The 13929-nt window shown below is 64.2% G+C and carries 15 protein-coding genes; 4 read left to right on the top strand and 11 right to left on the bottom strand.

The annotated features are described in order from the left end of the window. Positions 1 to 9 precede the first annotated feature (9 nt). Both RFA01S_RS06885 and RFA01S_RS06880 read left to right on the top strand, forming a co-directional pair. Positions 10 to 762, top strand: a complete 753-nt coding sequence (locus RFA01S_RS06885) for a glutamine amidotransferase (RefSeq protein ID WP_032406075.1) — start codon at positions 10 to 12, stop codon at positions 760 to 762. Next, positions 759 to 1379 (top strand): TenA family protein, encoded by a 621-nt coding sequence (locus tag RFA01S_RS06880; RefSeq protein ID WP_032406074.1) that lies wholly within the window; start codon positions 759 to 761, stop codon positions 1377 to 1379. The genes RFA01S_RS06885 and RFA01S_RS06880 overlap by 4 nt, the downstream gene beginning before the upstream one ends. Before the next feature lie 68 nt (positions 1380 to 1447). Here RFA01S_RS06880 and RFA01S_RS06875 read toward each other — a convergent pair whose 3' ends face one another. From RFA01S_RS06875 to RFA01S_RS06845, 7 genes are all read right to left on the bottom strand, one after another. Beyond that, positions 1448 to 1888, bottom strand: coding sequence for an Hsp20/alpha crystallin family protein (locus tag RFA01S_RS06875; protein WP_027495425.1), 441 nt, complete (start codon positions 1886 to 1888; stop codon positions 1448 to 1450). A 175-nt stretch (positions 1889 to 2063) separates the two neighbouring features. Further along, complete coding sequence (locus RFA01S_RS06870; protein ID WP_032406226.1) at positions 2064 to 3461, bottom strand: MFS transporter; 1398 nt, start codon at positions 3459 to 3461, stop codon at positions 2064 to 2066. A 158-nt stretch (positions 3462 to 3619) separates the two neighbouring features. Further along, positions 3620 to 4279, bottom strand: a complete 660-nt coding sequence (gene eda, locus RFA01S_RS06865) for a bifunctional 4-hydroxy-2-oxoglutarate aldolase/2-dehydro-3-deoxy-phosphogluconate aldolase (protein WP_032406073.1) — start codon at positions 4277 to 4279, stop codon at positions 3620 to 3622. Further along, on the bottom strand, positions 4276 to 5688 hold the full coding sequence (locus RFA01S_RS06860) for a mannitol dehydrogenase family protein (RefSeq protein ID WP_032406072.1): 1413 nt from the start codon (positions 5686 to 5688) through the stop codon (positions 4276 to 4278). The genes eda and RFA01S_RS06860 overlap by 4 nt, the downstream gene beginning before the upstream one ends. Continuing rightward, a complete protein-coding gene (locus RFA01S_RS06855; RefSeq protein ID WP_027495421.1) occupies positions 5685 to 6620 on the bottom strand; it encodes a sugar kinase in 936 nt (311 codons plus the stop codon). The genes RFA01S_RS06860 and RFA01S_RS06855 overlap by 4 nt, the downstream gene beginning before the upstream one ends. A gap of 8 nt (positions 6621 to 6628) precedes the next feature. Continuing rightward, positions 6629 to 7834, bottom strand: a complete 1206-nt coding sequence (gene manD / locus RFA01S_RS06850) for a D-mannonate dehydratase ManD (protein ID WP_032374833.1) — start codon at positions 7832 to 7834, stop codon at positions 6629 to 6631. After that, entirely contained in the window at positions 7831 to 8877 is a 1047-nt protein-coding gene (locus RFA01S_RS06845; protein ID WP_032406071.1) for a sorbitol dehydrogenase, read from the bottom strand. The genes manD and RFA01S_RS06845 overlap by 4 nt, the downstream gene beginning before the upstream one ends. Before the next feature lie 119 nt (positions 8878 to 8996). Between RFA01S_RS06845 and RFA01S_RS06840 the strand changes: the two genes are divergently transcribed. Then, entirely contained in the window at positions 8997 to 9710 is a 714-nt protein-coding gene (locus RFA01S_RS06840) for a GntR family transcriptional regulator (RefSeq protein WP_032406070.1), read from the top strand. A gap of 37 nt (positions 9711 to 9747) precedes the next feature. Next, positions 9748 to 9912 carry a hypothetical protein gene (locus tag RFA01S_RS27665; protein ID WP_155289045.1) on the top strand — a complete coding sequence of 55 codons (165 nt, stop codon included), beginning with the start codon at positions 9748 to 9750 and terminating at the stop codon, positions 9910 to 9912. A gap of 241 nt (positions 9913 to 10153) precedes the next feature. On the opposite strand, the gene RFA01S_RS06835 is transcribed toward RFA01S_RS27665, so the two are convergent. From RFA01S_RS06835 to RFA01S_RS28000, 4 genes are all read right to left on the bottom strand, one after another. Beyond that, entirely contained in the window at positions 10154 to 11233 is a 1080-nt protein-coding gene (locus RFA01S_RS06835) for a fused (3R)-hydroxyacyl-ACP dehydratase subunits HadA/HadB (protein ID WP_032374830.1), read from the bottom strand. An 83-nt stretch (positions 11234 to 11316) separates the two neighbouring features. Continuing rightward, complete coding sequence (locus RFA01S_RS06830) at positions 11317 to 12261, bottom strand: Hsp70 family protein (RefSeq protein WP_052060398.1); 945 nt, start codon at positions 12259 to 12261, stop codon at positions 11317 to 11319. Between the two features lie 161 nt (positions 12262 to 12422). Beyond that, positions 12423 to 12710 (bottom strand): ANTAR domain-containing protein, encoded by a 288-nt coding sequence (locus RFA01S_RS06825; protein ID WP_027495414.1) that lies wholly within the window; start codon positions 12708 to 12710, stop codon positions 12423 to 12425. Positions 12711 to 12860: 150 nt separating this feature from the next. Continuing rightward, the gene (locus tag RFA01S_RS28000) at positions 12861 to 13928 is read right to left on the bottom strand and encodes a hypothetical protein (RefSeq protein WP_052060397.1); all 1068 of its coding nucleotides are present in this window, start codon (positions 13926 to 13928) and stop codon (positions 12861 to 12863) included. Position 13929: the final 1 nt, after the last annotated feature.

Below are 13929 nucleotides of genomic sequence, written 5' to 3'. Positions count from 1 at the left end.
AGAACCACCATGGGTAAGAAAGTTCTGATCGCCGGCGAAAGCTGGATGACCTCGTCCACCCACGTCAAAGGCGTCGACGAATTCACCGTCCATTCCTACGTCGAAGGGGTCGGACCCCTGCGTGACGCACTCACCTCGCGCGGGCACGAAGTGGTTCACATGCCCGCGCACCTCGTTCCCACACAATTCCCCGGCACGGCCGAGGCCCTGTCCGAGTTCGACGTAATCGTGCTGTCGGATATCGGAGCCAATTCGATTCAGCTCGCGCCCAACGTGTTCGACCGCTTCCAGGCCGGCGACGACAGGCTTGCCGCACTGCGTGAGTGGGTGAGCAGCGGAGGAGGACTGATCATGATCGGCGGGTACCTGTCGTTCTCCGGTTTCCAAGCGCGCGCCGCGTATCGGCAGACTGTGCTCGCCGACGTATTGCCGGTGACACTGCTGGCCGAAGACGACCGAGTCGAGGCTCCCGGCGGAATGGTTCCCGATGTCGTCGACAGCACGCACGCCGCACTGGGTGCCAGCGGAACACAGTGGCCCGCCTTGCTCGGTTACAACCGAGTGGTACCGAAGGAGGGCGCTGCCGTGCCCGCCACCATCAATGGAGATCCGCTCGTCGCGGTCGGCGAATACGGCTCGGGCCGATCCGCGGTCTTCACCTCCGATTGCTCGCCGCACTGGGCCCCGCCCGAGTTCTGCGAACTATGGCCCGGTTACACCGACCTGTTCGACGGCTTGATCACGTGGGTTGCCGGCGCGTGACCCGCTCGCAGCAACTCGTCGAGCGTCAACAGCCCAACCTCGCTGCTGCTCAGCAAGTTCGGTTCATCGTGCAATCGACGGACGGATCACTCTCCGATGAGGACTTTCGAAGGTACCTGGTGATCGAGGAGGCGTTCGTACTCACTGCAGTCCGCATTCTGGGGCTGGTCGTCGCGGAGTCGACGTCATTGGACGACGCGTCGGATCATGTGATGTCGATGTCGAACCTCGTCGGAGAACAGCGAGCGTACTTCGCCGGTCTCCGCGAGAAGTTTCCGTTCGACGGCAATACCGAAGAGTTGATCGCGAGTTCCTCGGCGCTGTCGGACTATGCCTTCGGACTCACGCAGCGAGAAGGTAGAAGTGCCGCTCTGGTAGCGATGTTCGCCGCCGAGACTCTGTACTTGTCGTGGTGCCGAACTGCGATGAGGTTCTCCACCGAACGCGAACCGGCACTTCAAGAATGGATTGCGATGCACACTCGATCAGCGTTTGCCGCTCAGGTCGACGCTCTGGCCCGAGAAGTCGACCGGATGGCCGCCGTGGACGACGAGACACTCGACAGGTGGTTCGAGGGGATGCTGGCCGCCGAGAACAAATTTCACAACGCAGTGTGAGTGCCTGCGGCAGTGGTGCGGTTATGTGCCCTGGGCGGCGCATTGCCGCACCACTGCGCGAAGCGCACTCAGCTCTTCTGCGGCTCGATGGTCTTCTGCGTGTTGTCGTGAGCGATCTCGATCTTGCGCGGCTTCGCCCGCTCCGCCAGCGGGATGGTGACCGTCAGGACCCCGTTGTCGTAGGAGGCCGAGATCTTCTCCGCGTCGACGCCGTCTCCCAAGGAGAGTTGCCGACGGTACGTTCCGGCGAACCGCTCCGACGAAAGCCACTGCACACCATCACTACTCGGAGCGGTGCGATGTGCCGTCAGAGTGAGGGTGCCGCGGTCGATGTCGACGTCGATGGAGCCGGGATCGACGCCGGGTAGGTCGGCGTTGAGTACGTAATGGTCGTCGAGCTTGTACAGATCCATCGGCATGAATCTGGGCGCACGGTCCGAACCACTGGTCGCGCCGAGCATGCCGGCAGCAATCGAGTCGAGGTCACGGAACGGATCGAAGCGAAGCACAGCAACCACCTCCTGTACGACGAAGCGTCCGCCCCTGTGGCGGGCCGCCCTTCACTGTGCAGAACCCAAATTAGCACTCTCCACCGGAGAGTGCCAATAGGGTAGTTCGATTTTTTTGTGTCCAATTGTGTTGCAGTGGTGCAGCTGTGGGCTCAACTGCACCACTGCGGACATCTCAGGCTGCGTCGGCCAGTCTGACGAGATCGCGCCCCTTGGTTTCCGGTGCCAGGTAGGCCGACACCAGGGTGATCGCGGAGTAGATCACGAGCATTGCCGCGATGGGCCACCAGCTACCGGTCCACGCGGTGAGACTGGCCGCGAGCAGCGGTCCGATGGCAGTGGCGAGGATGCCGCCGATCTCCTTGGACAGCGCGAGCTGCGTGAAGCGGGTACGTGCGCCGAACAGCTCCGCCATCGTCACGCTTTCGAGCGAGAACAGGCCCAGCACACCGAGGTTCAGAGCAAGAACCATTGCGACGACGAGGGCTACGGTGTTGCCGCTGGTGACCATCAGCATCAGCGGGAACGCCAGAATCATGGTGAGGGCGCTGAGCACCATGTACATCGGACGGCGGCCGAACTTGTCGCCCAGGATTCCGATGAGCGGAATGGTGGCGAATCCGATGAGCGAGCCGTAGACGATCGCGCTGGTGGCGATGGAACGATCGATCAGCAGCGTCGACGCGATGTAACCGACCAGGAACGTCTGAATCAGTCCGGAGTTGCCCGCCTGACCGAACCGCAGACCCAGCGCGATGAAGAACGCGCGCCCCTTCTTCTGCTTGAGACCGGACTCGAGAACGCTGACCTTCACGTCCTCGTCGGTCTTCTCGATCTCGTCGCGCGAGAGAGCCACACCGTCGACCACGTCGGCACGCTCCTCGAAGACCGGGCTTTCCTTCAGGTTCGAGCGCAACCACACTGCGAAGATCATCAGGAAGAAGCTCGCGAGGAACGGCACTCGCCAGCCCCAGCTCAGCAACTGATCCTCGGACAGGACAGCGAGCAGCAGGGCCCAGATAGCCGAGGCCGCAAGGGTTCCGGAGTTGGTTCCCAGAGAGACCAGCGATGCGATGAGGCCTCGACGCTTGTCCGGTGCGTACTCGACCAACATGACCGTCGCACCGGCGATTTCGGCTCCGGCACCGAATCCCTGGATCAGGCGGAGGGCAACGAGCAGGATCGGTGCCATGATGCCGATCGCGTCGTACGTCGGCAGTGCGCCGATGAGGGTGGTGGATGCGCCCATCATCGCAATGGTGATGAACAGGACCTTCTTTCGACCGATCCGATCGCCCATCCGGCCGAAGTAGATGGCACCGACCAGGCGGGCCACGTAGCCGACTCCATAAGTGGCCATGGCCGCGATCAAGCCGATCGCCGGGCTCACGTCGGGGAAGAAGATGCGATTGAAAACGATCGCGGCGGCGAGCGAATACAGCTGGAAGTCCATGAACTCCATTGCCGTACCCAGCCAACCGGACATCGCCGCCTTGGTGAGGTCTTTAGTGCTGCGAGTCGGGACGGCGGTGTTACCGCGATCGTCCGTCGACTCGTTGGTGTCCTGTGACATCCGAAGCTCCATTGCTGGTGATGATCGATGAGTTCATGATGCGAGTTCGCCGCGGCCTCCGCGAGACCTGTGCCTCATCGAGGAGGGTTGGTGGCGCTCGCCACAGTGATATACAAGCACTGTTATACCAATACGTCAATGACCCTTCGCGAACCGAACTACGCGGTGCCGAGCGCACTCGCAGAACGGGCCAGTTCCTCTATCGCGGCCCAGTCCCCCGCCTGCACCAGTGAGCGCGGCGTGAGCCAGCTACCGCCGACGCACACCACATTCGGCAATGCCAGGTAGTCGACAGCGTTCTGCGGAGTGATCCCGCCGGTGGGGCAGAACGTCAAGTGCGGCAACGGGCCTGCCAGCGCGCCCAGTGCCGCTGCGCCACCCGAGAACTCGGCCGGGAAGAACTTCATCTCGGTCGATCCGGCCTCGGCAACGGTCATCGCCTCGGTCGCAGTCGACACGCCTGACAGAGCAGGCACCGGTAGCGTGCGTACCGCGTCGAGAAGACCCTTCGACGATCCGGGTGAGACCAGGAACCTAGAGCCGGCATCCACCGATCTCATGGCATCGTCGCGGTTCAACACCGTTCCCGCGCCGATGACCACTTCCGGCACGTCCGCAGCGATCGCCGCAATGGCACCGAGCCCGGCCTCGGACCGCAACGTCATCTCGATGATGCCGATACCGCCCGCATAGAGTGCACGCGCCAGCGGCACTGCGTCCTCGACCCGATCGATGACCACCACAGGAATCACCGGGCTCACGCGCAATACGTCGCGAGCGGTAAGGCTTTCGCCAGAAATAGTGGGTTCGAAGGTCATACGAGTACTCGTTTCCACTCGCCGAGCGAGTTGGTCCGTAGGAAGTCGGTCCACGCAACGACCTGCGTGCCGAACGGTGACGTGGGCCCGAGATCGGACCCGAAGATGGACTCGACAGCGAGCAGGTCCGACGCCGACCCGGCCCGGGTCAACTGCGCCGACAACGGATCGTCTAGTGCACGTCCGGCTTCCGTCTCGGCGAGAACGAAGGCGCACCAGGCTGCGACGGCAAGGGCGAGCATGTCCGTCGAACCACCGGCGTCTGTGGCGTCCCGCACGGTTCCGAGTAGGCGCGGTCCGAGCTTCTGCGATCCGTCCATCGCCACCTGCCGGGTGGTGTGTTTCAGCGCCGGATTGCCGAATCTCGTGCGTACCTCGTTGCCGTACCCGACAGCGTCCATTCCGCCGGCCGTCGTCGGCGCAACATCTCGGAGAACCATGGCCCGGCATATCTCGTCGAGCTCCGGATCCTGGACCGCCTCCGCGATGGTGTTGTGTCCACGCAGAATTCCGAGGTAGGCCAACACCGAATGAGTGGCATTGAGGACGCGCAACTTCATGGTCTCCCACGGCTCCACGTCGTCGACGAACTGCACGCCCACTCGTTCCCACGCCGGTCGCGGACCCGCGAAATCGTCCTCGATCACCCACTGCCGAAAGGGTTCGCACACCACCAGGGCGTCGTCGCGCAGGCCCGTTCTTCGTTCGTTGTCCGCCCTGTCCTCATCGGTGGTAGCCGGCACGATTCGATCGACCATGCTGCTGGGGAATGTGACTCGACGCGAGATCCATTCGGCCAGGCCGTCGTTCATGCCGCGTGCCTCGACGAAAGCACTGACGAGTTCGGACAGAATCCGCCCGTTCGACGGTAGGTTGTCGCAACACAACACCGTGAGAGGCGCATCGCCCGCCATGCGTCGAGCCAAGCCCGCCACCAACTGTCCGGCAACGGTGCGCGGCGGCCTGCCGGCCAGATCCGCCGCGATCTCCGGATCGTCCAGGCGCAATCGACCCGACGCGGGGTCGAGTCGATACCCCTTCTCGGTGACCGTCAGCGTGACGATGTGCGTTGCGGGATCGGCGATGGCCTCGACAACCGCGCCGGGGTCAGCGGCCGCGTTCCGTACGTCGAGCATCGAACCGACGACGGTCGCCGTCGTCTCCTCGGTTCCCTTCTGCACCAGGGTGAACAACCCGTCCTGTGGGGCAAGCTGTTCCACCACGGTGTTACTGCGCTGAGTGAAACCGGTGATGCCCCAATTGGTCTCACCGGTCAGCAGCGCCGCCTCGTAGGTGAACGCGGCCTGATGCGCCCGATGGAATGCCCCGACGCCGAGATGCACGATTCCGCTGGCGGTGGGACGAACGACCTCGGCGGTCGCATCGGACAATCGCGTGGCCACCGTCATGTCGTCACTCGTTCTCTGTGACGTCGGATTTCGGACAGCGGTGCGATGAGACCGGTGCCGCCCCGCCCGCCGACGCTCAGCGATGCCGCAGCAGCTGCCATGGCCGCCGCCTCGCGAAGATCGTCGCCGAGAGCGAGACGCGCCGTCAGGGTGCCGGCGAACACATCACCGGCACCGGTCTGATCGATGACCTCGAGCGCGGGGATCACCGGCTGGTGCGACGTCCCCGCAGCGGTGAAGATGCTGGACCCTTCGGACCCTCGCGTGACCACCACGGAACGTGCACCCCAGCCCATCAGGAAAGCTGCAGCAGCCTCCGGTTCGGTTGTGCCCAGGAGCAATTCGATCTCGCTCGGTGCCGATGGCACCATCACCTCGGTACAGGGAGCAACGCTCTGCAGGAATGCGCGGGCCTCGTCGGCCGTGGTCAACCTGGGGCGAAAGTTGGGGTCGTAGACGAATCTGCCCGAGCGCTGCGCCGCGTGCAGCATCGTGCGGGCGAGCGTCGGCGACAGTGCCGCAGCGATTCCGCCGCCCAGCACGGCACCCGCCTGCTCGATCACACCCTCGGGCAGGTCTGCCACATCGAGCTGACTGCCCACCGATCCGGCTCGGGCATAGGAGAACTGGCGATTCCCCTCCGGATCGATGTGCAGGAAATAGACACCCTGCTGTCCGGGAACTCGCCGAATGTAGGTGTCGTCGATACCGAGTTCACGAATTCGCCGACAGACGGCGTCGCCGAGCTCGTCGTCGGATACCCGCGCGATCAGCGCGACCGAGGCACCCGCGGCCGCGGCAGCGGCACCTGCGTTGACGACATCTCCCGACACCCCGAGCACCCCGTGCGCTCCGTGTCGGAAGGCCTCGGTGGTCGAGACCTCGACGAGGGGCTCGCCGAGCAGGACGACATCGAATTGCGTTGTGGTCATGTGGCGCTTCACCAATCGTGCATGCTGCCGTCGAGACGGCGATTGACGGGCAGATACTTGGGGTTGTACGGGTACTTCGCGGCGGCCTCTTCGTTCACCTCGACGCCGATGCCCGGCTTGTTTCCCGGGTGCATGAAACCGTCGGTGAAGGTGTAGCTGGTCTGGAACACATCGCCGGTCGGGTCGACGTGACCCATGTACTCCTGCACGCCGAAGTTCGGGATCGACAGATCGACATGCAATGCGGCTGCGAGGGAGACGGGCGAAAGATCGCCCGCACCATGAGATCCGGACCGAACGCCGTAGAGATCCGCCAACGAGAAGATTCTGCGCAGATGGGTGATGCCGCCGGCGTGTGAGACCGACGCTCGGATGTAGTCGATCCACCGGTTGGTGATCAGATCCTGGCAGTCCCAGATCGAGTTGAAGATCTCGCCGACGGCGATGGGGGTGGTCGTGTGTTGGCGAATGGTGGCGAAGGCGCTCTGATCCTCGGCTGGAGTGGGATCCTCGATCCAGAACATCCGCATCTCTTCGAGGTCGCGACCCAGGCGTCCGGCCTCGATCGGACTCAGACGGTGATGCACGTCGTGCAGGAGATGGAAGTCGAACCCGTGACGTTCGCGCACGGCACCGAGCATCTGCGGTGCGAACCGCATGTACGGGGCGGTATCCCACGAATCTTCCTGCGGCGCAGCGCCGGATGCGGGTTCGTAGAAGCCGTCGACCGGAATTCCGTAGGTCTTCTTGAGACCGGGAATGGCCGACTGGGCACGAATTGCTTTGTAGCCCTTGTCGAGATGCGCTTGGACGTCGTCGAGCATCTCTTCGATGCTACCGCCGCTGGCGTGCCCGTAGACCATGATCCCGTCTCGTGCAGCACCACCGAGGAGCTGGTAGACCGGCATATCGGCGGCCTTGCCCTTGATGTCCCACAGTGCGACGTCGACGGCTGCGATGGCCGTCATGGTCACCGGCCCACGTCGCCAGTAGGCACCCTTGTACAGGTACTGCCAGATGTCTTCGATCCGATGGGGATCGCGTCCGATCAGGAGTGGCGCAATGTGGTCCTTCAAGTACGACTCGACTGCGAGCTCGCGTCCGTTCAGCGTCGCATCACCCCACCCGACGATGCCCTCGTCGGTAGTGATCTTGAGCGTGACGTAGTTGCGGCCCGGAGCCGTCACGATGACGGTGGCGTCGATGATTTTCATTGCGGTCCTTGCGAAGTGGTGTCGATGACGATCTTGAGCTGGGTGGGGTCGGCGAGCGCGGCCTCGAGCGCTGCGGCAGATTCGGCCAACGGGTACGTCGATGTGACGAGTGCCGCGAGGTCCACTCGCGCCGATCCGGCGAGTGCGATCGCGTCGGCGAATGCCGAGGGGCCGTAACGGAAGCACCCGCGGATGTCGAGCTCCCAGCGTTGCACTGCTCCGATGGGGAATTCGGCAGACGCGCGTCCGGGCACGCCGACGAGCGCCAGAATGCCTGCCGGGCCGAGTGAGCGTGCCGCGTCGGCAATGGCTCCGGGATGTCCCGAGCAGTCGAAGGCGATGTCGAAAGCGCCTTCCGGCAGTGCGTCTTCGCCGGAACGCATTGTCGTGGTGGCACCCAGCGCTGCCGCGACCTCGAGTCGAGCTGGTGCGACGTCGGTGATGGTCGTCTCCGACGCGCCCAGGGCGATGACCGTCTGCAGAACCAACAGACCGATGGGCCCGGCACCGGTGATCGCGATGCGCTTGCCCAGCACCGACCCGACCCGTGCGGCAGCCCACGCTGCGACGGCCAGGGGCTCGATCAGCGCAGCGACGTCGTCGCCGATCGAATCCGGGAGTGGGTGCGCGAATTCGGCTGCGAGAACGACGGATTGCCGCAGCAGTCCGTGGTTCGGTGGGGATCCGAAACAGACAACGCTGGGGCAGACGTTGTAGTGACCGCTCAGGCTCAGCGGTGAGGTGCCGTTCGGAATCGCGGGTTCGATGGCCACTCGCTGGCCGATCCGGTCCTGGGGCACGCCCGCGCCGACCTCGGTGACGACCCCGAATCCCTCGTGACCCAAGACGGTGGGCTGCGTCAGCGAGTTGGAGCCGTTGCGGCCGTCGGCGTAGTAGTGCAGGTCGGAGCCACACAGGCTCACGCCGTGTACCTCCACCCTGACCTGGCCGTCGCCGACCTGCATACGGTCGATCTTCTCGACCCGCAGGTCACGTGGACCGTGTAGGACGGCTGCCTCGTCGTTGCCGCTGATCACTGCCATCGCTGTAGAGCCTCCGCCGTAGTGCCTTGAATATCAGTACTACCATACTAGTGACGGCCAGCACTTCGTCAAGGCTTCGGCCCTGTGGGTCACCCACGAGGTCACGTTAGTCTTGACCGGTGAGCACACAGAGCAGCAGGAAAGTCACCGCACGGGAGCGGGCGTACCGAGAATTGCGCCTACGCATCGTGTCGCTGACGCTCCCCCCGGGTAGCCCGCTGTCGGAGAACGACCTCGCCGAGCAAATGTCCGTGAGCCGCACGCCCGTCCGCGAAAGCCTGATCCTCTTGGCCGAAGAGGGTCTGGTTCAGGTCTTCCCACAACTCGGCACCTTCGTCTCGCGGGTCGACACCGACCGTGTTGCCGATGCCCAATTCGTCCGGGAGGCAATCGAAACCGCGTCTTTGAAAGATGCAGTCACCTCTCGCTCGAACGAGGACCTCGCTGCGTTGCGCGCCAATCTGGCAGCGCAGGCCGAGCCGGGAATCGACATGGACCAATTCTTCGAGTTGGACGAGCAATTCCACCAGCTACTCCTCGCAGCCGGAGGACATTCCGCCGCATGGCGATCCGTCGAATCCGCGAAAGCTCATCTGGACCGGGCCCGACGACTCGGACTGCGCGACACCCGTCCCATCCCCGACCTCATCGAACAACACACCGCAATAGTCGACGGCCTCGAAGCCCGAGACTTCGAGGCCGCCGCCCAGTCGATGCGCGAGCACCTGCGCGCCGTGTTCGCCGACGTCGAATACATCAAGAGCAAAAGCCCACACCTGTTCTCCAACAGCAACGAACGCCCGACGCGCAAGGTTGTCTCCAGCTGGGAATGAGTGCGGCTGCGCCGCTACGGCGGGTAGCTTGACCACCATGGACGATGAATCGAGCATCGAACCTCAGCACGCCCCGCGGGCACAGTGGCGACAACTACCGGAGCCGGTGGAACCCACCCATGAGGGCCAGACCCTCGAGTCCGACACCTCCATTTGGGACCACAAACCCAAGAACGACCCGAGCATGGACATCGTTCGCTGATTTGCGCAAGTGCCTTCTTCGGGTCACACCGCTTCGACGGCGTGGCTCAGCCGACACATTTACGCCCCCAGCAGCAATCCACGCCCCCCGCATGGGGCGTAAATTCCGAACCGGGGCGTAGATTGCAACCCCCACCCACACATCCACGCCCCCACCCACACATCAGCTCCCCACATTCGGAAACCCGACGCCGATCGGAGTCAGAAATCCGAAACCGAGGAGCCGATACGCGGCAACAGGCTCAGCCCAATTGCACTGTCGCAGTAGCGCGGTGGCCGAAGATTCGCTTGCCCTCGAAGGTCGCGCCGATCGAGATGACGGCCGTACGGGACTCCTCGTCCTTCGACTTGATCTTGCCGCCGAAAACGATTTCGGCCGGCTTGTGTGTGTCCACCGGGATCGGGGTGGTGAATCGAACGGTGTAGTCCTTCACCGCGCCTGGATCGCCGAGCCACTCGCTGATGAATCCGCCGCCGACACCCATGGTGAGCATCCCGTGCGCCAGGACGTTCTCGAGATCGATCATCTTGGCGAACTTCTCGTCCCAGTGAATCGGGTTCGCGTCACCGGCGACGCCGGCGTAGTTCACCAGATCTCCGCGAGTCAAACGCACAGTGCGCGAGGGCAACTCGTCGCCGACATTCACCTCGTCGAACTTCCGAGTGGGCTGACCCCGGTACTCCTCGACGATGAGCGGCTCGTGTTCCTGCGGAGTGGACAGGGTGTCGTGCTCACTCGCCTCGGCACTGCTGGTGTCGGTCGTCGCACCGAACATCACGATGTTGCGAGCCGCCTCGGAGATGGCCGGATCGATCTCGCCGGATCGCCCCACGAGCAGCGTGGTGTACGTGGTCTGCACCAGTTCGTTCTTCTGGTTGGACACGACGTTCTTGGTGATCATCATGTCTCGACCCATGACCGTCTTGAACGCGTCGAGGGAGACATCGCAGGTCAACTGGTCACCGGCCAGAATCGGCTTCTGGAACACCAGTACCTGATCGGTCTGCAGAATCTGGCTGAGGTCGTAGCCCTCGGCGATGGACTGCAACAGCTTCTTCTGCGCCAGAGTGCCGACCAACGACATGAACGTCAGCGGGGCCACCAGAGCGCTGTGGCCCAGCGCTGCTGCGGCATCGCCGTCCCAGTGGGCGGGGTGGAAATCCTGAACGGCACGGGCGTACTCGCGAACCTTCTCGCGGCCCACCTCGTAGTAGTCCTCGGTGCGGTAGTGATACCCGACCATGCTGCGCGCGTGCTCCGCCGGATCGAATGCTCCCGCATCGGATGCTGCTGCGCCGGACTCCGCTACCTGCTCTGCCACTGTTGCCCCACCGTCTCGTCCCTACTGTTCATCATTACCCGAGCAACCTACCCAACGACGACGCACGTTGGCCAGGAAGGGGCTCAGGCAGAACGGTGCCGCGGGGCGTCCCGGTACCCCACCATGCCCACCATCGCGGCCGGCTGCGTCAGCACCGACGCACTGCTCATCGCGCCGCGCGGACGGTGTTGGCGCGACGCGACCGCATCGATCGCCATCAGGGCAGCCCCGTGCGCAGTGAGGGACTCGGGATTGGCAGGCGCGATGACGGGCAACATCAGATCGCGTCGAAACATCCGACGAAGCGACGGCAGGTTGGCGCATCCGCCCACCATCACCAACGCATTCACGGCGCAGGGTGCGTCGACGATGATGCTGGCCACCCAATCTTCCAGCGATCGGATACTGCGCTCGAGAACATCGTCGAACGTGTTGCGCCACAACCGGACCGGTCCGCCGACGAACGGCCCGGCGACCTCGGCCACCCGCAGGCGTGACAGCTGTTCGCGTGCCGTGCGAACGGACACCAGCAACTCCGCGCGGGCCCGTTCCGAGGCCAATTCGTCTGCCCCGTAGACGGACAGAAGGTAACGCGAGATCTGGGCGTCACACCCGATCCCGCCGAACAACGTGGTGCGGACCGAACTGTGCACCGCTCCCGTGGCAGGGTCGGCAATGGACACGGTGGTTCCCGACGCTCCGATGTCGCATACGGCCACGGTGCGCGCACCCTCGAGCATCCCCGTGCCGCGTAGATACCGAAGTTGTGCCCCGAGCTCCGACGCCACCAGCAGACGATCGGCCTCGTACGTGGAATACGCCGACGTGCGTCCGCGCGCACCGGGATCGTCCGGAACGGCGAGAACGATGTCCGGTCGATCCACCATCTGATCCCGCGACATCGAATCCAACAGATCGAGCGCGACCTGCAGATGGTCGTCGGGATCGAACGATCGCACGACGTGCGCAGAACGTACCGACTCGTCCGACGCATCCAGGGCTACACCCCGGGCAATGGCTGAACCCACCGAGACACCAAGGACAGATCTCATGTTCCCTCGACTCGCCTAGCTACTCCGACCTGGCGATCGTAGCGCCTCGAACCGTCGAGGAGTCGGTAAATGCCCTGTTCTATTCAACTTTCGGTTTGTTTTGGGATTCGTTACAACCACTCGGGCGACGAGTTGGGTCAGGCGACGTGCCCGAATCCGTCCCGACGGTCGGCGAGCAACGAGCCCCACTCCTCCTGCGCCGACGACATCGCGGCACAGCCCACGCCGTTGTCGGAGTCCATTCCTCGTGCCGCAGTGACGATGGATCGAGCCGACTGCACGAGAGAAACATCGAAACGGAAACTGTGCGCTGCCAATTCGGCGAACGCCTCATCCGGACTGCAGCCGCGCAAGGCAATGAGGACACCCACCGCCCTGTCGATGGTCGTGCGCGTCACCGGTTCTACTGCGGATTTGTCGGTCACCGAGAACTCACCGTCTACTGGTCGATCACCCGATGGTAGCCAGGCTCGAGCAGAAGTTCAGGTGTCCGAGTCGAATTCACACACCTGTCACACCACGGACTTTTCGAAGTAGCGAACCCGCTCGCTCACAACGGATTATCGACAAAATCGTCACTCGGCCGGATCGATGACAGGTGGTTCCTCCGTCCGAGGCGCGGGATCCGTCGGCCCCGAAGGGTCCGTGGGTTCGGTCGGCTCCGTGGGCTCCACGGGCTCGGTCGGCCCCGTGGGCTCCGTCGGCTCCGTGGGCTCGGTCGGACCCGGTTCCGTGGGATCGGGGACGTCCGTATCGGTGGGAGCTGTGGTTTCGTCGTCGGTCGGCGGAGTCTCGGTCTCGGGCTTCGAGATCTCTGTTTTCGTATCCCGACCGCCGGGGGCGGAATTGCCGCCACCCGAGTTGCCCCGTCCCGTCGACGACGAACTCGGTGCGTTCGACGTCGCACTCGGGGCCGCCGGGACCGCGTCGATCCAGATGTCGCCCGACCCGGAGCCGACGGTCGACACATCCAGAACACCCGCGCCGATCGGTGGAACCGCGGACGGCCCAGCCACAGGAACAACCGGCCCGGCGTTCGACGCCGGCCGACCGGGCGCCGATGGGGCGATGCTGGAATCTGCGGTATCGAGTACTGCGTCCTGAGTCGGCGCGGGCGAGGAGAACGCCCACACGGTTGCCCCACTCAGAGCAGCCAGCACGGCCACACCCAATCCGACCATGGTCCATCGAGATCCCCGCGACGCAGCATCGAATTCTCCGGCCCGATCGTCCAAGCCGGGTTGCCCCGCAGCGATCTCGTCACCCGTCGGGCGGCCCGTCCTGGACGCGGCACCGACGACGGCGGCGGCCACGTCCAACGGGTACTCGTCGGGCAACCGCGGATCGTCCATCGCCAAGACCTCGACGTCGACGACGCGGTGGTCGGCCAGCGCGGCCCGAACGATCTCGCCGTGCAGAAGGTTGTCGCAGACCACGGCGGCACCGTCGACGATCAGGTCTCGTTGAGCTGCCTGTACACGCATGATTCCGAGAACCGTCGCAACGGCGTCACCGATTCCGCCGGGGGCAGCGGCGATCGACACGGGTCGCGAGGTGACCGGGCCCAGACCGGGCAGATCGGTTTCGACCAAGACGGCCGAGATCTCGTCGGTTCCGACGTGAACGCCCAACGCAACGGACATA

Origin of the sequence: Rhodococcoides fascians NBRC 12155 = LMG 3623, assembly GCF_001894785.1 — a bacterium.
Classification (GTDB): domain Bacteria; phylum Actinomycetota; class Actinomycetes; order Mycobacteriales; family Mycobacteriaceae; genus Rhodococcoides; species Rhodococcoides fascians.
Note: the sequence above shows the minus strand (reverse complement) of the source record. Positions and strands in the feature narration are given on the sequence as shown.

Coding starts and splice junctions, on each gene's coding strand:
- RFA01S_RS06885 (WP_032406075.1), top strand. CDS start 10: ATGGGTAAGAAAGTTCTGATCGCCGGCGAAAGCTGGATGACCTCGTCC.
- RFA01S_RS06870 (WP_032406226.1), bottom strand. CDS start 3,461: ATGTCACAGGACACCAACGAGTCGACGGACGATCGCGGTAACACCGCC.
- eda (WP_032406073.1), bottom strand. CDS start 4,279: ATGACCTTCGAACCCACTATTTCTGGCGAAAGCCTTACCGCTCGCGAC.
- RFA01S_RS06860 (WP_032406072.1), bottom strand. CDS start 5,688: ATGACGGTGGCCACGCGATTGTCCGATGCGACCGCCGAGGTCGTTCGT.
- RFA01S_RS06855 (WP_027495421.1), bottom strand. CDS start 6,620: ATGACCACAACGCAATTCGATGTCGTCCTGCTCGGCGAGCCCCTCGTC.
- manD (WP_032374833.1), bottom strand. CDS start 7,834: ATGAAAATCATCGACGCCACCGTCATCGTGACGGCTCCGGGCCGCAAC.
- RFA01S_RS06845 (WP_032406071.1), bottom strand. CDS start 8,877: ATGGCAGTGATCAGCGGCAACGACGAGGCAGCCGTCCTACACGGTCCA.
- RFA01S_RS27665 (WP_155289045.1), top strand. CDS start 9,748: ATGGACGATGAATCGAGCATCGAACCTCAGCACGCCCCGCGGGCACAG.
- RFA01S_RS28000 (WP_052060397.1), bottom strand. CDS start 13,928: ATGTCCGTTGCGTTGGGCGTTCACGTCGGAACCGACGAGATCTCGGCC.